Source organism: Apilactobacillus bombintestini (assembly GCF_003627035.1).
Classification (GTDB): Bacteria; Bacillota; Bacilli; order Lactobacillales; family Lactobacillaceae; genus Apilactobacillus; species Apilactobacillus bombintestini.
On record NZ_CP032626.1, the window covers coordinates 496,669 to 515,817 of the forward strand.

18 protein-coding genes and 19 tRNA genes are annotated in these 19,149 nt (G+C 32.5%); 34 read left to right on the forward strand and 3 right to left on the reverse strand.

The genetic code is table 11. The annotated features are described in order from the left end of the window. The first annotated feature begins 2 nt into the window (after nt 1–2). The 21 genes from D7I45_RS02385 (at nt 3) to D7I45_RS02485 (ending at nt 4,411) form a co-directional block, all read left to right on the forward strand. Nucleotides 3–75, forward strand: a tRNA-Thr gene (locus D7I45_RS02385). A 4-nt stretch (nt 76–79) separates the two neighbouring features. Beyond that, nucleotides 80–151: transfer RNA gene (locus tag D7I45_RS02390), tRNA-Gly, on the forward strand. Between the two features lie 19 nt (nt 152–170). After that, nucleotides 171–259: transfer RNA gene (locus D7I45_RS02395), tRNA-Leu, on the forward strand. 3 nt (nt 260–262) lie between these two features. Continuing rightward, a tRNA-Arg gene (locus tag D7I45_RS02400) sits at nt 263–336 on the forward strand. Nucleotides 337–342: 6 nt separating this feature from the next. Then, nucleotides 343–416 (forward strand) — tRNA-Pro (locus tag D7I45_RS02405). A 34-nt stretch (nt 417–450) separates the two neighbouring features. Then, nucleotides 451–524: transfer RNA gene (locus D7I45_RS02410), tRNA-Met, on the forward strand. A 9-nt stretch (nt 525–533) separates the two neighbouring features. Further along, nucleotides 534–607, forward strand: a tRNA-Ile gene (locus D7I45_RS02415). Nucleotides 608–635: 28 nt separating this feature from the next. Beyond that, nucleotides 636–723 (forward strand) — tRNA-Ser (locus D7I45_RS02420). 9 nt (nt 724–732) lie between these two features. Continuing rightward, nucleotides 733–806: transfer RNA gene (locus D7I45_RS02425), tRNA-Met, on the forward strand. A 4-nt stretch (nt 807–810) separates the two neighbouring features. Continuing rightward, nucleotides 811–885, forward strand: a tRNA-Asp gene (locus tag D7I45_RS02430). 7 nt (nt 886–892) lie between these two features. Continuing rightward, nucleotides 893–965, forward strand: a tRNA-Phe gene (locus D7I45_RS02435). A 25-nt stretch (nt 966–990) separates the two neighbouring features. Continuing rightward, nucleotides 991–1,061 (forward strand) — tRNA-Gly (locus D7I45_RS02440). Between the two features lie 9 nt (nt 1,062–1,070). Further along, nucleotides 1,071–1,145: transfer RNA gene (locus D7I45_RS02445), tRNA-Ile, on the forward strand. Nucleotides 1,146–1,147: 2 nt separating this feature from the next. Next, a tRNA-Ser gene (locus D7I45_RS02450) sits at nt 1,148–1,235 on the forward strand. A gap of 5 nt (nt 1,236–1,240) precedes the next feature. Next, nucleotides 1,241–1,313 (forward strand) — tRNA-Glu (locus D7I45_RS02455). 24 nt (nt 1,314–1,337) lie between these two features. After that, nucleotides 1,338–1,411, forward strand: a tRNA-Met gene (locus tag D7I45_RS02460). A 6-nt stretch (nt 1,412–1,417) separates the two neighbouring features. Next, nucleotides 1,418–1,492, forward strand: a tRNA-Asp gene (locus tag D7I45_RS02465). A 43-nt stretch (nt 1,493–1,535) separates the two neighbouring features. Continuing rightward, nucleotides 1,536–1,608, forward strand: a tRNA-Glu gene (locus tag D7I45_RS02470). Nucleotides 1,609–1,615: 7 nt separating this feature from the next. Continuing rightward, nucleotides 1,616–1,703, forward strand: a tRNA-Ser gene (locus D7I45_RS02475). A 105-nt stretch (nt 1,704–1,808) separates the two neighbouring features. Continuing rightward, nucleotides 1,809–2,219, forward strand: coding sequence for a CopY/TcrY family copper transport repressor (locus D7I45_RS02480; RefSeq protein WP_120784178.1), 411 nt, complete (start codon nt 1,809–1,811; stop codon nt 2,217–2,219). 110 nt (nt 2,220–2,329) lie between these two features. Further along, the gene (locus tag D7I45_RS02485; RefSeq protein WP_242446919.1) at nt 2,330–4,411 is read left to right on the forward strand and encodes a heavy metal translocating P-type ATPase; all 2,082 of its coding nucleotides are present in this window, start codon (nt 2,330–2,332) and stop codon (nt 4,409–4,411) included. Between the two features lie 36 nt (nt 4,412–4,447). Here the strand turns inward: D7I45_RS02485 and D7I45_RS02490 are convergent, their stop codons facing one another. Continuing rightward, on the reverse strand, nt 4,448–4,900 hold the full coding sequence (locus tag D7I45_RS02490; protein WP_120784179.1) for a hypothetical protein: 453 nt from the start codon (nt 4,898–4,900) through the stop codon (nt 4,448–4,450). Between the two features lie 91 nt (nt 4,901–4,991). Between D7I45_RS02490 and D7I45_RS02495 the strand changes: the two genes are divergently transcribed. The 4 genes from D7I45_RS02495 to pepF all read left to right on the forward strand — a co-directional run bounded on the left by D7I45_RS02495 (nt 4,992) and on the right by pepF (nt 9,964). Next, on the forward strand, nt 4,992–5,738 hold the full coding sequence (locus D7I45_RS02495) for an MBL fold metallo-hydrolase (protein WP_120784180.1): 747 nt from the start codon (nt 4,992–4,994) through the stop codon (nt 5,736–5,738). A gap of 78 nt (nt 5,739–5,816) precedes the next feature. Further along, the gene (locus D7I45_RS02500; RefSeq protein ID WP_120784181.1) at nt 5,817–6,950 is read left to right on the forward strand and encodes an adaptor protein MecA; all 1,134 of its coding nucleotides are present in this window, start codon (nt 5,817–5,819) and stop codon (nt 6,948–6,950) included. An 88-nt stretch (nt 6,951–7,038) separates the two neighbouring features. Further along, a complete protein-coding gene (locus tag D7I45_RS02505; protein ID WP_120784182.1) occupies nt 7,039–8,112 on the forward strand; it encodes a competence protein CoiA in 1,074 nt (357 codons plus the stop codon). Nucleotides 8,113–8,161: 49 nt separating this feature from the next. Next, nucleotides 8,162–9,964: an oligoendopeptidase F gene (gene pepF, locus D7I45_RS02510; protein WP_120784183.1), complete on the forward strand. Its 1,803-nt coding sequence runs from the start codon at nt 8,162–8,164 to the stop codon at nt 9,962–9,964. A gap of 32 nt (nt 9,965–9,996) precedes the next feature. Here pepF and D7I45_RS02515 read toward each other — a convergent pair whose 3' ends face one another. Next, nucleotides 9,997–10,641 carry a DsbA family protein gene (locus tag D7I45_RS02515; protein WP_162924071.1) on the reverse strand — a complete coding sequence of 215 codons (645 nt, stop codon included), beginning with the start codon at nt 10,639–10,641 and terminating at the stop codon, nt 9,997–9,999. 173 nt (nt 10,642–10,814) lie between these two features. On the opposite strand from D7I45_RS02515, the gene yjbM reads away from it, so the two are divergent. From yjbM to D7I45_RS02545, 6 genes are all read left to right on the forward strand, one after another. Continuing rightward, complete coding sequence (yjbM, locus tag D7I45_RS02520) at nt 10,815–11,459, forward strand: GTP diphosphokinase (RefSeq protein WP_120784185.1); 645 nt, start codon at nt 10,815–10,817, stop codon at nt 11,457–11,459. A 2-nt stretch (nt 11,460–11,461) separates the two neighbouring features. Continuing rightward, nucleotides 11,462–12,271, forward strand: a complete 810-nt coding sequence (locus tag D7I45_RS02525) for an NAD kinase (RefSeq protein ID WP_120784186.1) — start codon at nt 11,462–11,464, stop codon at nt 12,269–12,271. Then, complete coding sequence (locus tag D7I45_RS02530; RefSeq protein WP_120784187.1) at nt 12,264–13,151, forward strand: RluA family pseudouridine synthase; 888 nt, start codon at nt 12,264–12,266, stop codon at nt 13,149–13,151. The genes D7I45_RS02525 and D7I45_RS02530 overlap by 8 nt, the downstream gene beginning before the upstream one ends. Nucleotides 13,152–13,239: 88 nt before the next feature. Continuing rightward, complete coding sequence (locus D7I45_RS02535) at nt 13,240–14,091, forward strand: methyltransferase domain-containing protein (RefSeq protein ID WP_120784188.1); 852 nt, start codon at nt 13,240–13,242, stop codon at nt 14,089–14,091. Between the two features lie 14 nt (nt 14,092–14,105). Then, a complete protein-coding gene (locus D7I45_RS02540; RefSeq protein WP_120784189.1) occupies nt 14,106–14,618 on the forward strand; it encodes a tRNA (cytidine(34)-2'-O)-methyltransferase in 513 nt (170 codons plus the stop codon). A 16-nt stretch (nt 14,619–14,634) separates the two neighbouring features. After that, entirely contained in the window at nt 14,635–16,968 is a 2,334-nt protein-coding gene (locus D7I45_RS02545) for a DNA translocase FtsK (RefSeq protein WP_120784190.1), read from the forward strand. Between the two features lie 42 nt (nt 16,969–17,010). On the opposite strand, the gene D7I45_RS02550 is transcribed toward D7I45_RS02545, so the two are convergent. After that, complete coding sequence (locus D7I45_RS02550) at nt 17,011–17,127, reverse strand: DUF4044 domain-containing protein (protein ID WP_120784191.1); 117 nt, start codon at nt 17,125–17,127, stop codon at nt 17,011–17,013. Between the two features lie 116 nt (nt 17,128–17,243). Between D7I45_RS02550 and D7I45_RS06300 the strand changes: the two genes are divergently transcribed. The 3 genes from D7I45_RS06300 to rsmH all read left to right on the forward strand — a co-directional run bounded on the left by D7I45_RS06300 (nt 17,244) and on the right by rsmH (nt 19,149). Beyond that, nucleotides 17,244–17,594, forward strand: a complete 351-nt coding sequence (locus D7I45_RS06300) for a DUF3397 family protein (RefSeq protein ID WP_162924072.1) — start codon at nt 17,244–17,246, stop codon at nt 17,592–17,594. Nucleotides 17,595–17,752: 158 nt separating this feature from the next. Then, entirely contained in the window at nt 17,753–18,178 is a 426-nt protein-coding gene (mraZ, locus tag D7I45_RS02560) for a division/cell wall cluster transcriptional repressor MraZ (protein ID WP_162924073.1), read from the forward strand. 20 nt (nt 18,179–18,198) lie between these two features. Continuing rightward, nucleotides 18,199–19,149: a 16S rRNA (cytosine(1402)-N(4))-methyltransferase RsmH gene (gene rsmH / locus D7I45_RS02565; RefSeq protein ID WP_120784193.1), complete on the forward strand. Its 951-nt coding sequence runs from the start codon at nt 18,199–18,201 to the stop codon at nt 19,147–19,149.

Here is a 19,149-nt window from a genome sequence, read left to right on the forward strand (position 1 = left end):
ATGCCGACTTAGCTCAGCTGGCAGAGCACCTGTCTTGTAAACAGGGGGTCGGAGGTTCGAATCCTCTAGTCGGCATTATGCGGAAGTAGTTCAGTGGTAGAACATCACCTTGCCATGGTGGGGGTCGCGGGTTCGAATCCCGTCTTCCGCTTTGCCAATTCATTAAATATGCCGGGGTGGCGGAATTGGCAGACGCACAGGACTTAAAATCCTGCGGTTAGTGATAACCGTACCGGTTCGATCCCGGTCCTCGGCACCATATGCACCCATAGCGCAACTGGATAGAGTGTCTGACTACGAATCAGAAGGTTGTAGGTTCGATCCCTACTGGGTGCATTTTAACGGGAAGTAGCTCAGCTTGGTAGAGCACCTGGTTTGGGACCAGGGGGTCGCAGGTTCGAATCCTGTCTTCCCGATAGGGTATAAAAACTCTAATTGCAGTCTTAATATCGCGGTGTAGCTCAGCTGGCTAGAGCGTCCGGTTCATACCCGGGAGGTCGGGGGTTCGATCCCCTCTGCCGCGATTAGGTCTTGGACCTTTAGCTCAGTTGGTTAGAGCAGACGGCTCATAACCGTCCGGTCGTAGGTTCGAGTCCTACAAGGTCCATAGTGGCTTTGTTTCACTTATATTTTATGGAGAATTACCCAAGTGGCTGAAGGGGGCGGTCTTGAAAACCGCTAGGTGGGTCAAACCACGCGAGAGTTCGAATCTCTCATTCTCCTTTATATTATCGCGGGATAGAGCAGTCTGGTAGCTCGTCGGGCTCATAACCCGGAGGTCGTTGGTTCAAATCCAGCTCCCGCAATTATGGTTCGTTGGTCTAGTTGGTTTAGGACGCCTGCCTGTCACGCAGGAGGTCACGAGTTCGAGTCTCGTACGAACCGTTCATATGGCTCGGTAGCTCAGTTGGTAGAGCAACGGATTGAAGCTCCGTGTGTCGGCAGTTCGATTCTGTCCCGCGCCATTTAATTAAATATTATATCTATTATGCGGGTATAGTTTAGTGGTAAAACCATAGCCTTCCAAGCTATTGTCGCGAGTTCGATTCTCGTTACCCGCTTTTACTTATGGGCCTATAGCTCAGTTGGTTTAGAGCGCACGCCTGATAAGCGTGAGGTCGATGGTTCGAGTCCATCTAGGCCCATTGGAGAAGTACTCAAGTGGCTGAAGAGGCGCCCCTGCTAAGGGTGTAGGTCGGGTTACCGGCGCGAGAGTTCGAATCTCTCCTTCTCCGTTTATGACCCGTTGGTCAAGTGGTTTAAGACACTGCCCTTTCACGGCAGTAACATGGGTTCGAATCCCGTACGGGTCATCTTTTTTAATCAATATATATTATCGCGGGATAGAGCAGTCTGGTAGCTCGTCGGGCTCATAACCCGGAGGTCGTTGGTTCAAATCCAGCTCCCGCAATTATATGGTTCGTTGGTCTAGTTGGTTTAGGACGCCTGCCTGTCACGCAGGAGGTCACGAGTTCGAGTCTCGTACGAACCGTTTCATAAGATCATCCAGAGGATAATCTTTTTTATTATCTTATGACCCGTTGGTCAAGTGGTTTAAGACACTGCCCTTTCACGGCAGTAACATGGGTTCGAATCCCGTACGGGTCATCATTATGGAGAATTACCCAAGTGGCTGAAGGGGGCGGTCTTGAAAACCGCTAGGTGGGTCAAACCACGCGAGAGTTCGAATCTCTCATTCTCCTTCGCTAGAAAAGGATTGCATTTAGGTGCAATCCTTTTTATTTGACTTTCTTCGTCTACAAATGTAGACTAAAAATAATTACTGAAGCAAAAGGGTGGTGTATAAAGTGGATAAAAGCGACATTTCTAATTCTGAATGGGAAGTTATGCGAATTATTTGGACCATTGGAGAGACAACTAGTTCTAATTTGATAGATATTTTATCTAATAAAATGGATTGGAGCTCTTCTACAATAAAGACATTACTTGCTAGATTATGTAAGAAGGAATTTCTAAAAGTAAAAAAAGACGGTAGAAGGAATATATATTTCTCTGCTATAAATGAACAGACCGCTTATTCACTTTCTGCTAAGCGCGTTTTTGAGAGAATGTGTTGTATGCATTATGGTGAAACTATTAAAGATATTGTAAATAGTGTTGAGCTAAGTAAATCAGATATTGATACCTTAATTACATTATTAAAATCTAAAAAGAAGAATGCACCTGATAAAGTGGAATGCAAGTGCCTGGAAGACTAATTAGGAGATGAATTTATATGTCAGATATGAAAGATAAAATGAATATGGGCCATGATGATATGAATCATAAAGAAATGCACATGGATCATAGTATGCATGATGATATGAATATGGACCATGGTATGAATCATGGTGATATGCACATGGACCACAGTATGCACCATGATGGAATGAATATGGATCATTGTGGTATGAGTCACGATGGAATGAATATGAATCATGGTGGCATGCACCATATGCATCATATGGGAAACTTAAAACGTAAATTTTGGATTTCACTTATTTTAACTATTCCTATTATTATTATGTCACCAATGATGGGAATGAAGATGCCATTCCAATTAACTTTTAATGGTTCTGATTTTCTAGTATTAATTTTAGGTACTATTTTATTCTTATATGGTGGATATCCATTCTTTACTTCTTGTATTGGTGAAATGAAAAATAAGAAGCCTGGTATGATGTCATTAATTACCATGGGAATTTCTGTTGCATATGTATATAGTGTTTATGCAGTGATTGCTAATGATATTTTAAATGTAAAACCAATGGTAAATGACTTTTTCTGGGAATTGTCCACTTTGATTGTAATCATGTTATTGGGACACTGGATTGAAATGAATTCAGTCATGAATGCTGGATCAGCATTAAATAAATTGGCAGCATTATTACCTGATAATGCACACTTAATTGCTGAAGATGGTTCCGTAAAAGAAGTAAATGTTCATGATTTAAATGAAGAAGATACTATTTTAATTAAGTCTGGTGAAAAGGTTCCTGCAGATGGAACTATTATCGATGGTAAAACTGCATTGAATGAATCATTAATCACTGGTGAATCACGTGATGTGCAAAAATCAGTTAATGATAATGTAATTGGTGGTTCAATAAATGGTAGTGGAAGCATTAAAGTAAGAATTACTGGAACTGGTGAAAGTGGTTACCTATCAAAAGTTATGAACATGGTTAGTGAAGCACAATCATCTAAGTCTGAATCAGAAGATTTAGCAAACAAAGTTGCTGGTTACTTATTTTATGCAGCATTAATAGTTGCGGTAATTGCATTTGTTACCTGGAGTTTATTACATGGAGTAATTTATGCTATTCCAATTACGGTTAGTGTATTAATCATTGCATGTCCTCATGCATTAGGATTGGCTATTCCTTTGATCATTTCCAGAATGACTTCTATTTCAGCCACCCACGGACTATTAATTAGAAATAAGACTTCTTTAGAAGGTATCAATAAAATTAAATACGCATTAATGGATAAAACTGGTACCTTAACGCAAGGAGATTTCAAGGTTAATGCCTATGATAGTTTAGACAATAATTATGAAAAACAAGATATTATTAAAATTGCAGCTGCTATTGAACAATCATCAAGTCATCCTTTAGCAGAAGGAATTATAAACGCTTTTGCTGAATTAAATAGTGATGAATTAAAAGCTAACAATATTGAAGAAATTTCTGGTTCTGGAATTAAGGGAACCATTAATGATAAAGAGTTTATGGTAGTATCTAGTTCTTACTTAGATAAAAACAATATTGAATATAATTCTGCTGATACTGATAAGTATTTACAACAAGGTAATTCATTAAGTTACTTGGTAAGTGATGGAAAAGCTATTGGATACATTGCTGAAGGTGATTCCATTAAACCTGGTGCTAAAGAAATGATTCAATTCTTAAACAAACAACACATTATTCCTGTAATGTTGACTGGTGATAACCAACAAGCTGCAAATAAAATTGCAGACATTCTAGGAATTAAAGAAGTAAATGCTCAATTAGTTCCAGAAGAAAAACAACAAATAGTTACTAAGTATCAACAAAATGGTAAAGTTATGTTTATTGGTGATGGTGTTAACGATGCACCTAGTTTAACAAAAGCTGATTTAGGTATAGCTATTGGTTCTGGTACTGACGTAGCCATTGATTCCGCTGACGTAGTATTGGTTAATAGTGATCCTGCAGATGTCATTAATTTAATTAAATTGGCTAAACAATCTCATACTAAGATGATTCAAAATCTATGGTGGGGTGCAGGATACAATATTATCGCATTACCATTAGCTGCCGGTGTATTATCATCTATTGGTATAATTATTGGCCCAATGTTAGGTGCGGTAATAATGTCATTAAGTACAGTTATTGTTGCTATTAACGCCATGACTTTAAAAATTAAATAATAAAAAAAGAGTTCTGGTTAATTACTAGAACTCTTTTTATATTCTCTTATAATTTAGTGACATCTCAGATAACGACATTAAACTATCAGCAAGATTCCAATGCTTAAAGTCTAAATAATTATTCCAGGTAGTCATTAAAATTGTACGTTTTTTCCCAACTGTTTCATGCAATATGGAAAACGATATTATTTTGTCATCCTTATAGGTTTCCTGCATTTTTTTAATATATGCATCAAATATCTTTTTTTGATCATCATCTAAATTAAAATAAGTGTAATTTACAAAATAAAATTTATCTGTGAAATCTTTACTGTAATCAATATTAAAGATAAGAGGGTTTTGGAATATGTTGGTATGCCCTGAAAAATCAACGATTTGGTATTGGTTGTTATTTCCTAGGAAAACATCTAACTTAACGGAGGGATGCTTTTTTCTTAACTTATTTAGTATAAAATCATTGCCAAAAGTCATAGTGATTTGTCTACTCATTATTTATCCCACTTTCTTTATAAATATTTTACAAACCTTTAATATATAATTACACTAAAGATAGCTGAATACAAGACAAAGGGATGATAAGATGAAAATTACTGTATTAGGATATTACGGTGGATACCCGGATAAAGGTATTGGAACTAGTGGATATTTAATTCAAAGTGGCAACTATAATCTATTATTAGATTGTGGTAGTGGTGTATTATTAGAATTAGAAAAAGTATTAAATCCATTACAATTAGATGCAGTATTATTATCACATTATCATAGTGATCATATTGCGGACGTTGGTGTGTTACAACATTATTGGCAATTGGCACCAGGGCAAAAGAAAGAAGTAGTTTTGCCTATTTACGGCCATAATAAAGATGAAGAAAACTTTAAGAAATTAGATTGGTTTGATTGTACTAAGGGATATCAATATAATCCTGATGAAACTTTAAAATTGGGTCCTTTACACATAACATTTAAATTAACTAAACATCCAGTTGTAGCATATGCAATGAGAATATATGATGAAAATAGTAAGAAAACATTAGTATATACCGCAGATACACGTTATTTTGATGAACTTATTTCTTTCTGTAAGGATGCGGATATGTTAATTACAGATACTAATTTCTATAATGATAAAGAAGGTACTAAATGGCATATGACATCCGATGAAACGGGATATCTAGCTAAGAAAGCTAATGTGAAAAAAGTATTAATTAGTCATTTACCACAATATGGAAGCTTAGATGATTTATTGAAACAAACTAAAGATGCTGCTGGAGATTCAGTAGATATATTATTGCCTAAAGTACGACAAGAAATATTACTAAATAATTAACAAAGTGTTGCATAGCAACGGCGAATTACGATAGAATACTCGTATTATAAATAAACTAAAAGAAAAGAGGTGGTTCAGATGAAAATGGAAAGAATTAATGAAGGTACCATTAAAGTATCCATAAGTAAGGACGAATTAGAAGAAAGAGGAATTAACTTATTCTCATTTATGGGTAACGAGGAAGACTTTCATGACTTTCTAGTTTCATTGTTAGACGAGATTGATACAGATGACGATTTCAAGGAAAACGGAGCCTTTTCTTTTCAAATTATGGTATCCAACAATAATTTGATTGTTTATATAAAGAATGGATCAAAATTAAATGGATCTCCTGATGATAATGATGAAATATTATCGGATTTAAATAATATTAGCAAAGACCTTACTGATAGTACTTCTGATAATGATGAAAATGAAGACGATAGTGATTCTAATGATGATTTCGATGAGGAACATGAACATACAGAGAATGAGGATAAGGAATATGATCCCGCTGCTCTTAATACCATGTTGTCCTTATCATTAGCTCAATATTCTGATAAGCCAAAAGACCTAGAAAAGTATATGGGATTGATTTATCCTGATATAGTTAATAAGTATGCTCCACGTTCAAATGAGTTATTCTTATTTTTAAAGGCTAGAAGAATTTTGACTATGCTTAATTTCTTAAATGAAAAAAATAAGGATAGTGGATTAAATAAATCTATTTATTACATGGAAAATTCTGCAATTGATATGCTCAAAGCTTTATTGGGTGAATCAGACGATGCAGTAGATACTGACAAACATCTAGAATTTTCAATTGCCGATCAACAATTAAAACAGGTTAAACAGGCATTAGATAAAAAAGAAAACGAAGGATATAATCCTGCTGAGAAAAATGTATTAAATAAAGAATATTCTGAAAGTAAACAAAGTAATTCAGTAAATCATTATTGGATGAAGTTTAAGAATTTTGATGATGTTATACGAATGTCATTATCAGTTGAAAATAGAGAATTTATTAAGAGTAGTTTGTATAAATATAATGATAATTATGTTATGTACTTTGCTATTAATGGTTCCATTAGCGATGATGAACAAGAAGCATTTAACAGATTATTAATAAATGCCGATGAATATGGTGTTCATGTAAATCTAGATGGACAAAAGTTATCAAATCCTTTAATACAAGATAATGCTCTAACCACTGTTGAAAGATATTTCGGTTAGTAATTAAAAGACTTAAAAGTTAAAGCTTTTAAGTCTTTTTTTGTATTATTGCTACTATTTTTCGTATTTATTATATGGGGGATAATAAATGCTAACAGCATATTACAATGGTGAAATAGTTTATGCACAACAAGCAGCAAATAAAAATGTTTATCTTTGTCCTGCTTGTATGCAGCAAGTTATTTTAAGAAAGGGTAACTTAAAAATACCTCATTTTGCCCATATGAAAAATAGTGATTGCATTAATCAGCAAGATGGTGAAACTAATGAACATTTGAATGGAAAACAGCAAATGATTGAATTTATAAATCCTCATCCTGCTAAATTAGAAGTATATTTAAAAGAGATAAATCAACGGCCAGATATACTAATGGGAAATCTAGCAATTGAATTTCAATGTAGCCCTATAGGAGTTAAAAGATTAACACAGCGCATAAATGGTTACCAAGATATGAAGATGAGATCACTGTGGATACTTGGTAGTAACTATAGGAAAAAATTTTGCAGTACAAGTATGAATAAGTTTTTTTATTATATAAAGGGATGGGGATTTTGTATGTTTTTCTGGAATACTCACAATCATGATTTAGAAATGCGCTTTAATTGTCAATTTGTAAACAGTAAATTACGATATCAAAAAATGTTTTTTTATACATGGGATGAATTTATCCACAAGTTAAAATTTCCACCCAAAAATTTATCATATGGTCATAATATAGATAATTTATTAAAAGAACTAACAAATATAAGAAACAAAATATTTTATCATGATAAATTTGCTTTGAAGTTACAAAATTTATGCTATTCAAAAGGGCATGATATAGCTGCTGCCCCGTTAGTTTGTCATTTCCAAAATTGCACGACACCGGTAGTGGGAAGAAAATATTTATATTGGAAAATTTTGATACTTAATTATTTAGATAATGATTTACAAGTCGAACAACTTTATAAAAAATCTATTGAATTATTAAAAATATCAGAAAGTTATCCACTGATTAAAAATGTGGATAAGTTTAAAAGACAAGCATTTAGTGATTTTTTAGCTGATTTATGTAAAAGAGGATATATTATTATCAAGGAAAATAACATATATGTGAAAAAATATCCTGCATGGTTTCATGATTATTATCAGAAAATCCAGTATATAATCATGAAAGTTTAAAAAAATTCTGCTAGTATATTGGTAAATGATAAAAAGGATGTATTAATTTATGGATGAAGTAAAAAAATTACCAACCAGAAATGAAGTCCCAGAAGATTTAAAATGGGATTTAACTACCATTTATAAAAATGATGATGAATTTGAAAAAGACTTTGCTGAATGTAAGAAAGATATTCAAAAAATGGAACAAATGGATAATGAGATTCCACATAACGCTCAGCAATTATTAAATATTATTAAGCAGATTGAAACCTTACAGAGAAAAGCAGATAAGTTAAGTGTATATGCTTCGCTAAACAATGACGCTGATACTTCTAATGTAAAATATCAAAGTATGGATGCCAGATGCAGTGATTTATATTCACATGCAGATCAAGCAACGGCATGGTTCGAACCAGCAATTTTGCAAATGAATCATGATGAATTAAATCAAATGATGGATGCAAACGAAGAACTAAATAATTATCGTCATTATTTTGATGAAGTATTTAGCCATAAGCCACATATTTTGGATGCTGAACACGAAAAAATGCTTTCTAGTTTAAGCAGTATATTTGAAACTCCATCTAATGTTTACGGAATTATGACTGATTCTGATTTAAAATTCCCCGTAGTTAAGGATGAAAAGGGACAAAGCATGGAATTGTCCGGGGGAGTATATAGTAAACTATTGGAATCCACTAACCGAGAAGTAAGAAAAAATGCTTTTCAAAAGCTATATACGGTTTATAAGCAATTCAAGAACACTTTTGCATCTACTTTATCAGGAGAAGTTAAAGTTCATAATTACGAGGCAAAAATGCGTAATTACGACTCTGCTAAGCAAGCAGCTCTAAGTGAAAATAATATCGATGAATCTGTATATCAAACTTTAATTGATACAGTTAATAAATACTTACCTTTATTACATCGTTACGTTAAATTAAGAAAGAAATTGTTATCATTAGATGAATTGCATATGTATGATTTGTACACACCATTATTTGGAAAGTCACCTATTTCATATGATTTCTCTTCTGCTAAAAAGGAAGCTATAAAGGCATTGTCTGTTTTAGGCGATGACTATGTATCTCACATTAAAGAAGAATTTGATAACCATTGGATTGACGTGGTAGAAAATAAAGGAAAACGTGGAGGAGCATATTCTTCAGGTGTTTATGATACTAACCCATATATCTTATTAAATTGGCAAGATAATTTGGATAACTTGTATACTTTAGTACATGAATCTGGTCACAGCATGCACAGTTATTACACTAATCACAACCAACCATTTCAATATGGATCATATTCAATTTTCTTAGCAGAAATTGCTTCTACTACTAATGAAAATATTTTAACCGATTATTTATTAAAGAATACTGATGATGTTGAAGTTAAAAAATATGTATTGAACTATTTCCTAGATGGATTTAAGGGTACTATTTTCCGTCAGACCCAATTTGCTGAATTTGAAGATTTTGCTCATCAACAAGAACAAAATGGAAACCCTCTAAATTCCAAAATGTTAAGCGATTATTATCATGAATTAAACAAAAAATACTATGGTGATGATGTAGTATCTGATCCAGAAATAGCATACGAATGGGCAAGGATTCCTCATTTCTATATGGATTATTATGTATATCAATATGCAACAGGTTTTGCTGCTGCTATTGATTTATCAGAAGGGATTTGTTCTAAAGATGATAATGCATTAGAAAATTACTTAACTTATCTAAAATCAGGTAGTTCAGATTTCCCACTAAACGTTATTAAACGTGCTGGTGTAGATATGACTAAATCTGATTATCTAGAAAAAGCATTCCAAGTTTTTGAACAACGATTAAATGAATTAGAAAAATTAATTTAAACAAAAAGCCATCAATTTTGAATTGATGGCTTTTATTTAATAATGTGTAAATGATTTCTTTTGGACTTATTTAAATTAGATTCGCTTAGTGCATTTTTAATATTATCAGGTGTGAATTCAGTATCACAGCATGCACGGAATAATGTAGAATATTCAACGTTTCTAGTTAAAATACCGTCACGTTCTGAATCACTGCAGTTAAAAATAACGGCTGAAGCAGGGCTATCTACATTCATATCATTAACTAATTGTTGATCTTTTTCGATGGAATCAATAGCTAGTTTAGAACGACGGTCTTCTTCAAACATTTCAACATCTAGATTGCATTCTTTAGCAGTTTGAATAGCTAATTCATCTGAGTATTTAAGACCCTTGGATAATATCTTATCTTGAATAGCTAGTAAATAACGACGTCCTTTTTTAATACCTTGAAAGGATGCTGCTTTATAATCTAAAACAACATTTTTGTATAAATAGGATAGTTCTTCAGATGATAGTTTCTTTTTCAATTGATTGTTTGAATTGCAAAAATCAGTTTGTACCACTTTTAGGTTGTAAATGGGTACAAATTGCAATTTAAATTTAGAATCAATATCTTCAGATAATTTTAAAACAGTATTTTCTGAATTTCTGCAAGATTTGCAAAGTGGATCAATAAACAGAAATACTTCGAACAAATTTACTCCCCTCCATGATATTTTTATACACGTACTTTAAATTCCAAATATTAGAATACCAAATAACGGATTAAATACAAACAATTCGCTCAAAAAGTCTTAGCTTTTTTTACTACTTGAAAAGTGTGGTAAAATAGTTTAGTAAAATTAGGTTTAACAGGGAGGTTAGCCTAGTGATAAAAAACTGGAATGACTTCTTATTTCCTTATCAACAAGCTGTTGCTGAACTAAAAGTGAAGCTAAGAGGAATAAGGAGAGAATATTTAGAATCTGAAAAAAGAAGTCCAATAGAATTTGTTACTGGACGTGTAAAACCCATTGATAGTATTAAGGAAAAAATGAAGAGACGTTATGTTTCTGAAGATCGTTTATCACAGGATATGGAAGATATCGCCGGATTAAGGATTATGTGTCCTTTTGTGGATGATATTTATGTAGTGGTAGATATCCTTAGACGTCGTAGCGATATTAATATCTTAGAAGAAAGAGACTATGTAAGTCGTGAAAAGGCTAGTGGATATCGTTCTTATCATATTGTTTTTGAATATCCTATTGAATTAGTAGATGGTGAAAAGAAAATTTTAGCTGAAATTCAAGTTAGAACTTTGGCTATGAATTTCTGGGCTACTGTCGAACACTCTCTAAATTACAAATATAATGGTGTATTTCCTGAAGATTTAAAGAAACGTTTACAAGAATCTGCAGAGACATCATTTCAACTCGATGAGGGTATGTCAGAAATCAGAAAAGAACTTATCGAAACTAGAGATGAACATAAAAAACAAGAAGAACAAAATGAACGCAATAGGGATGATTAATTATGAAGGTAGCTATTTATAGTAATGACGGTTCTACTTCAAACCGTGTTGCGCAACAATTAAAAACTAAAATAGATGAATCTAAAATTTTAGAATATGATGGATTAAACCCAGAAATTGTTATTTCAGTAGGTGGAGATGGTACTTTATTATCAGCATTCCATCATTATAACGATGCCGTAAGTAAAGTTAGATTTGTTGGTATTCATACTGGCCATTTAGGCTTCTATACTGATTGGCGTGACTATGAAGTTAACGAATTAGTGGAAAGTTTAGAAAATGATAACGGCCAAAGTGTTAGTTATCCACTATTGTCTATTAAGGTTAAATATAGTGATGATGGACCAGATGACAATTTTATTGCCTTGAATGAGTCTACTCTAAAAAGAATTAATGGCACTATGGTTACTGACATTTATATTAAAGGCGAGTTTTTTGAAAAATTCCGTGGGGATGGACTTTGTGTTTCCACACCTACCGGATCTACTGCATATAACAAATCTGTTGGTGGTGCCATCATTAATCCACAATTAAATGCTATTCAAGTTTCAGAAATGGCATCCATTAATAATAGGGTGTTTAGAACTTTAGGTTCTCCAATTATTATTCCACCTGATGAATGGATTACTATTGTTCCTGATAATCAAGAACATAATATTTTAACTTGTGATCAATTATTGATTCACAACCGTCCAATTAAGTCTATTCAATATTCAATTTGTAATGAAAGAATTTACTTTGCTCAATATCGTCATACTCATTTTTGGAAGCGAGTAAGTAATTCCTTTATCGGGGTTCATCCTGATGACTAGTTTTTCATGGCGTGATCAACAAGACAGTCCTATTCGATTGCGTACTTTTATTAGACAGAAGGGAATTTCGAGAACACTTTTAAAACAAATTAAATTTACAGGTGGACTAATTAAAGTTAACGGCAAGGAAGAAAAAGTTAACTATATGCTAAATCGTGGGGATGAAATTTATATTCAACTTCCACCAGAACCATCTAATGATGTTTTAGAAGTATCCAATTTACCTTTTAATATTTTGTATGAAGATGAACACTTTTTAGTAATTGATAAACCTGCTGGAGTAGCATGTTTACCATCGCATGTGTATAAAAATGATACGTTAGCTAATCGAGTAAAAGGCTATTATATAAGGAAAAATTATGATAATCGTAGAATTCATATTGTTAATCGTTTAGATATGGACACAAGCGGTATTGTGATTTTTGCTAAGCATCATTTTGCTCACTCTGTTTTAGATAAACAATTACGAAATCATGAGATAAAAAAATTCTATGTAGCTATAGTGGAAGGGATTATCCACAGTCGTCATGTAGAGATAAATTTGCCTATTGGACGTGCTGAAAATTCTATAATACAACGTAAGATAAAAGATGATGGGAAGCCATCTAGCACTGAATTTTGGGTTTTGAGAGCTAAGATGAATCATTCCTTAGTAAAAATAAGACTTCATACCGGTCGTACGCATCAAATCCGGGTGCATTTTGCGGCTATTAATCATCCATTAATTGGTGATTGGCTCTACAATCCCCATAATCATGAATTAAATAGACAAGCTCTTCATTGTTATAAAATGGTATTTTTTAATCCTTTCACAGATAAAGAAGTAGTTTGTGAATCAGAATTACCATTAGATATGAAAAATGTAATGAAAAGGTTCTAGTACCAGGTATTAGAACCTTTTTTGTATTATTAGAAATAGTTTTTGTATGATATACTAATATACTAGATTGGGTTAGGGTGACGTACATATGAAAAAAATTGACATCGCAAAGAGATTTCTAAATAAAAATTTATCATTATTTAAATGCTCAGTTTGTGGAAAATCTTTTGTTAAACAAGCTGATAATTCGATAATTTGTCCTAATAACCATAGCTTAGATATTTCAAAAAAGGGTACCATTCATTTTATAAATCATAAAGTGAATACGGAATATGACGGTGATATGTTAGAATCTAGACGTAACATCATTACTGCTGGTTTTTTCGATGGTATTTTAGAACAAATGGAAAAAATCATTCCAAGTGGCCATCAAACTATTGTAGATGTGGGTAGTGGTGAAGGATCTCCATTATCTCGATTAGAAAAATCTAGAAATAATATTGATAGTGCAATCGGCTTTGATATTTCTAAGCCTGGAGTTAACTTATCCACAAGTGAAAACAGAGAAAATATTTTCTTCTGTATCGCTGATTTAGCTAAATTGCCGTTTGCTGATCATAGTATTTCGGTGGTAATGGACTTATTTTCACCATCTTCTTATAAAGAATTTAACCGTGTAATATCCACAGGTGGACATCTAATCAAGATAGTTCCTAATTCTAATTACTTAGTAGAATTAAGAAATTTATTGTACGGTGATAACCAGAAGAATAGTAGCTATGATAATAATCAGGTCATAGATTTGTTCATGAAGCACTATCCATCTGCTAAAAGTTATCATGTGAAATATAACTTTCCGTTACCAGCTAAATTACGAAAAGATTTAATGATAATGACACCATTGCATTGGGGAAAAAATGCTAAATCATTAAGTGATGATGAAATTAATAAATTAAGTTCTATAACTGTAGATGTAACAGTATTAGATAATAAATTTTAAAGTGAGGAATAATTATGACTAATCATATTGTATTATTTGAACCATTAATGCCTGCTAATACAGGAAACATTGCTAGAACATGTGCTGGAACCGACACTGTGTTAGATTTAATCAAACCACTAGGCTTTTCAGTTGATGATAAGCATTTAAAACGTGCTGGATTAGATTACTGGGATAAGGTAAATATTAATTATCATGAAAGTTTACCTGAATTTATGAGTACATTAACTGACAAAGACAAGTTGTTTTTAGTATCTAAATTTGCTAACCACGACTACACTGATCGTGATTATACTGATGATAACTACAACTATTACTTTATGTTTGGTAAAGAAACTACTGGTTTACCAGAAATGTTTATGAGACAAAATCCAGAAAAGGCTATTCGTATACCACAAGATGATACACATATTCGTGCTTTAAACTTATCTAATACTTGTGCCATTGTGATTTATGAAGCATTAAGACAACAAGCATTTCCTAATCTAGAAAGAACTCATAAATACGAAAATGATAAATTAAAATAATTAAGGGGTAATAAATTTGGCGAAAAAACGCTCAACTAGAAAAAGAAAAACAACGAAAAACAATGCCAAATTAATTAATATCGATAGTAAATACTATAATTATATTATTGGCTTAATTACAATTTTAATTAGTTTATTTAGTTTATTAAAATTAGGATTTTTAGGAATCACCTTTAATAATATAGTTAGATTTTTTATTGGTGATACTGATATCTTAGGATTATTAATATTGCTAGTAACAGGAGTCATTTTCTTAATTAAGGGACCTAAACTAGAATTCAATAAACGTTGGATTATAGGTGGAAGCATTTTTTATGCAGGCCTTTTATTATTCATGTCAGCAATTTTATTCGCTGGTAGTAGTGATGATAATTTTATTTCACAAACACTTACAGCAATCTCACATGACTTCGTTGAAATGGATAATAGTTCTTCTTTAGGTGGAGGAATTATTGGAGCTGTATTATTAGTAGTATTTAACTTTTTAGTATCTATATTAGGTTCAGAAATTTTATCACTAATTACTATGGTAGTAGGAATTATTATTGCTTTTAATATTCCTATGAATCAGGTAGTGGATAAGACACGTGAATTTTGTGAAAATGCTTCTAAAAAAATGGGAGAATCTGTACAACAGATAAAAGAAAAAAAGCAAAATGATAATAAAGAAACTCCTAAACACGTTGCTAATCCACAACCGGTAGCAGATAAAAAAGAAGAGGTTAATAGTAAACCTAAGATTAAATTATCTGGTTGGATGGATAATCAAGAAAAGCCCAAGAATAGTGATTCTGTTGCTGCAAAACCAAAACGCGATTATAAAACAGCTGATGAATATAATGATGATACTAGAAATAAGCCTAAATTATCATCAGCTATTGCTGATCACGTGCAAAATGATAAGCAAGGAATTGAAATGAATGATATTGATGATTCTAATTATCAATTACCATCTATCGATTTATTGTCTGATGTAGCATTTAGTGATCAAAGTGAAGAATATAAAAATATTGATCGTAATACTGAAGTGTTAAAGAAGACATTGAATAGTTTCGGAGTGGATGCCGAAATTAAAAATGTAAATTTAGGACCTTCAGTTACAGAATATGAATTGCATCCTGCCATTGGGGTTAAGGTAAGTAAGATTGTTAACCTAGCTGATGATTTGGCATTGGCATTAGCTGCAAAAGATATTCGAATTGAAGCACCAATACCAGGTAAGTCTTTAATTGGAATTGAAGTACCTAACCGTAAAGTGGCTATGGTGTCCTTTAAAGATGTGGTTAAATCACAAAATGATAAACATGGCTTACTAACGGTGCCATTAGGTAGAAATGTTAGTGGGGATGTTATTAGTACTGATTTAACTAAGTTGCCACATTTACTAATTGCTGGTTCCACAGGTAGTGGTAAATCAGTTTCTATAAACGGAATTATTACTAGCATTTTGATGAATGCTAAGCCTAGTGAAGTTAAAATGATGTTAATTGATCCTAAGAAGGTAGAATTAGGTATTTACAATGGAATTCCACATTTATTAACACCAGTGGTTTCTGAACCTAAGAAAGCCGCTCGTGCTTTAAATAAAGTGGTATCTGAAATGGAACATCGTTATGACTTATTTGCTAAGCATAACCAAAGAAAAATTAGTAACTTTAATGAATATGTAAACAGTTTATCTGAAGAAGAACGCGGTGATTTAAAACCATTGCCTTACATCGTTGTTGTTGTTGATGAATTAGCTGATTTAATGATGACCGTTTCCAATGATGTAGAAGGTGCTATTATTAGATTGGCACAAATGGGAAGAGCTGCGGGAATTCATATGATTCTTGCTACTCAACGTCCTTCTGTTGATGTTATTACTGGTTTAATTAAATCTAACGTTCCTTCCAGAATTGCATTTGCCGTATCTAGTGGTATTGATTCAAGAACTATATTAGATACTAATGGTGCTGAAAAGCTGTTAGGACGTGGTGATATGCTTTATCTACCAATTGATAAAAATAAACCTATTCGTGTACAAGGTGCGTTTATATCTGATGAAGATGTAGAAAACGTGGTAGAATTTATTAAAGCAGAACAACCAGCTGAATATGATGATAATATGATGGTTACTGATGAAGAATTAAAAGTTGAAGAAGAACATGAAGATCAAGATGAACTATTTGATGATGCTTTAGCTTTTGTAGTTAAAGAACAAAAGGCAAGTACTTCATTACTTCAACGAAATTTCCGTATTGGATATAACCGAGCCGCTAGAATTATTGATGACTTAGAACAACGAGGATACATTGGACCTCAAGAAGGTAGTAAACCTAGAGAAGTTTATAAACATCCTGACGACTAAATAAAAAATGGAACCAACCATAGTCGGTTCCATTTTTATTAATTAACCCATAAGTTGGGTAGTGGCGCCTAGTACTAGGCCACCCACAGTGGAAATAATCATAAGCCAGACGAAAATCATGGTAATGATTTGAAATTTAGACTTCTTTTTCTTAGCCATTAATAACACCACTTTCTGAATCTTATATTTAGTTTAAAGTTTACATTTCATTTGTTTATATTGCAACTTAATTATTACTTGAGGTGATAAAAATTTCTCCCTTTCATTTTTTGACCGTGATACTTGTACAAGTAGTTTCATTATTTTTAATTACTTTTATAGCATCCATATTAATAAAATTGATTAATCATTTTAAAAAGATAACACTTCGTTCTAATGATCTTTTTCCAATTATTCTAAGTTATTTTATCTATGAATTATCTATAGATAAACATGAAATATCATTTCTTCCTATAATTTGGGTAATTATGATAGTTATTGGTATTTTATATGCTATTTATTACTTAATTAAAAATAGTCATATTAATCCTATACGTTTTTATAGAATGTTTTGGAGATTGGCGATTATCTACTTTTTTGTGGCATGGGTCACCACCATTTTTATATGTGCTGTAAAATACTTATAAATCAAGAGCTGTTGCTATTTAACAGCTCTTTTTTTGTACTCATTTTTTATCCACAAGTGGATAATTTCCACAAAATTCAATGATTTTTATTATATTGTGGTACAAAGTGGTGCATAGTGGTAAAATTAAATTAAATAAATTGGAAGAGGTGACTAAGCGTGTTAATGGGTGAATATGAACATTCAATTGATTCAAAAGGGCGTTTAATCATTCCTTCCAAGATTAGATCAGAAATTGGTTCGAAATTTATTCTTACTAGAGGGCTTGATGGATGTTTGTTTGGTTATCCTTTAGATGAATGGTCTAAAGTGGAAGAAAAAATTAATCAACTTCCTGTAAGCAAGAAGTCAGCTAGATATTTTGCTCGTTTTTTGTTCTCCGCAGCTGATGAAAGCAAAGTAGATAGTCAAGGAAGAATTAATATACCAGATATGTTAATTAACTATGCAGGTATTGAAAAAAAGTGTGTAGTAGTTGGTGTATCTACTCGAATCGAAATATGGAGTAAAGAAAAATGGGATGCATTCTCCGAAAAAGCTGGAGAAGAATTCGATGATATCGCTGAAGATTTAATTGATTTTTAATTAAAAGAGGTGAAATACTAATGACAAAATTTCAACATGAAACAGTTTTGCTAAACGAAGCTGTAAAAGGCTTAAATATAAAACCAGATGGTATTTATGTAGATTGTACCCTCGGTGGGGGAGGGCATAGTTCAAAAATATTGGAACAGCTAACCACCGGTCATTTATATTCATTTGACCAAGATGAAGTTGCTATTCAATATAATCGTGAACATTTAAAGAAGTACATAGATGAAGGCAAAGTTACTTTTATTCGCAGCAATTTTAGAAATATTACTGAAGAATTGAATAAGCTGGGTGTCTATTCTGTTGATGGAATTTTGTATGATTTAGGTGTTTCGTCTCCGCAATTCGATGATGCATCTAGAGGATTTAGTTATCAACATGATGCTCGATTGGATATGAGAATGGACCAGAGAAATCCATTGGATGCATGGAAAATCGTTAACGAATGGCCTTATGAAAAATTAGTGAAAATCTTTTTCAGATATGGAGAAGAAAAGTTTTCTAAGCAAGTTGCACGAGCTATTGAGAGGAATCGTGATAAACAAGCTATCGATACTACCGAACAACTAGTAGAGATTATAAAGCAAGGAATTCCGGCTGCTGCTCGCCGTCATGGTGGTCATCCTGCTAAAAAAGTTTTTCAAGCTTTAAGAATTGCAGTTAATGATGAATTAGGTGCATTGGAAGAATCATTAGAAAAATCTATAGAACTGATTAATGTGGGAGGAAGAGTAAGTATTATTACTTTCCAATCACTAGAAGATCGTTTAGTTAAAACTATGTACAAAGAAAAAACTACTATAGAAGATTTGCCTAATGGTTTACCTATTATTCCAGATTATATGAAACCTGATTATAAATTAGTTAACCGTAAACCAATTTTACCTAGCGATGAAGAAGTAAAGGAAAATCATCGTGCACATAGTGCTAAATTAAGAATTATTGAGAGAATTAATAAAAAATAG

Bases quoted from the DNA above. Each gene is read 5' to 3' on its own strand.
- pepF (WP_120784183.1), top strand. From the start codon at position 8,162: ATGGATGAAGTAAAAAAATTACCAACCAGAAATGAAGTCCCAGAAGAT.
- rsmH (WP_120784193.1), top strand. From the start codon at position 18,199: ATGACAAAATTTCAACATGAAACAGTTTTGCTAAACGAAGCTGTAAAA.
- D7I45_RS02505 (WP_120784182.1), top strand. From the start codon at position 7,039: ATGCTAACAGCATATTACAATGGTGAAATAGTTTATGCACAACAAGCA.
- D7I45_RS02535 (WP_120784188.1), top strand. From the start codon at position 13,240: ATGAAAAAAATTGACATCGCAAAGAGATTTCTAAATAAAAATTTATCA.
- D7I45_RS02530 (WP_120784187.1), top strand. From the start codon at position 12,264: ATGACTAGTTTTTCATGGCGTGATCAACAAGACAGTCCTATTCGATTG.
- D7I45_RS02550 (WP_120784191.1), bottom strand. From the start codon at position 17,127: ATGGCTAAGAAAAAGAAGTCTAAATTTCAAATCATTACCATGATTTTC.
- D7I45_RS02500 (WP_120784181.1), top strand. From the start codon at position 5,817: ATGAAAATGGAAAGAATTAATGAAGGTACCATTAAAGTATCCATAAGT.
- D7I45_RS02485 (WP_242446919.1), top strand. From the start codon at position 2,330: ATGGACCATGGTATGAATCATGGTGATATGCACATGGACCACAGTATG.
- D7I45_RS02490 (WP_120784179.1), bottom strand. From the start codon at position 4,900: ATGAGTAGACAAATCACTATGACTTTTGGCAATGATTTTATACTAAAT.
- D7I45_RS02495 (WP_120784180.1), top strand. From the start codon at position 4,992: ATGAAAATTACTGTATTAGGATATTACGGTGGATACCCGGATAAAGGT.
- D7I45_RS02525 (WP_120784186.1), top strand. From the start codon at position 11,462: ATGAAGGTAGCTATTTATAGTAATGACGGTTCTACTTCAAACCGTGTT.
- D7I45_RS02540 (WP_120784189.1), top strand. From the start codon at position 14,106: ATGACTAATCATATTGTATTATTTGAACCATTAATGCCTGCTAATACA.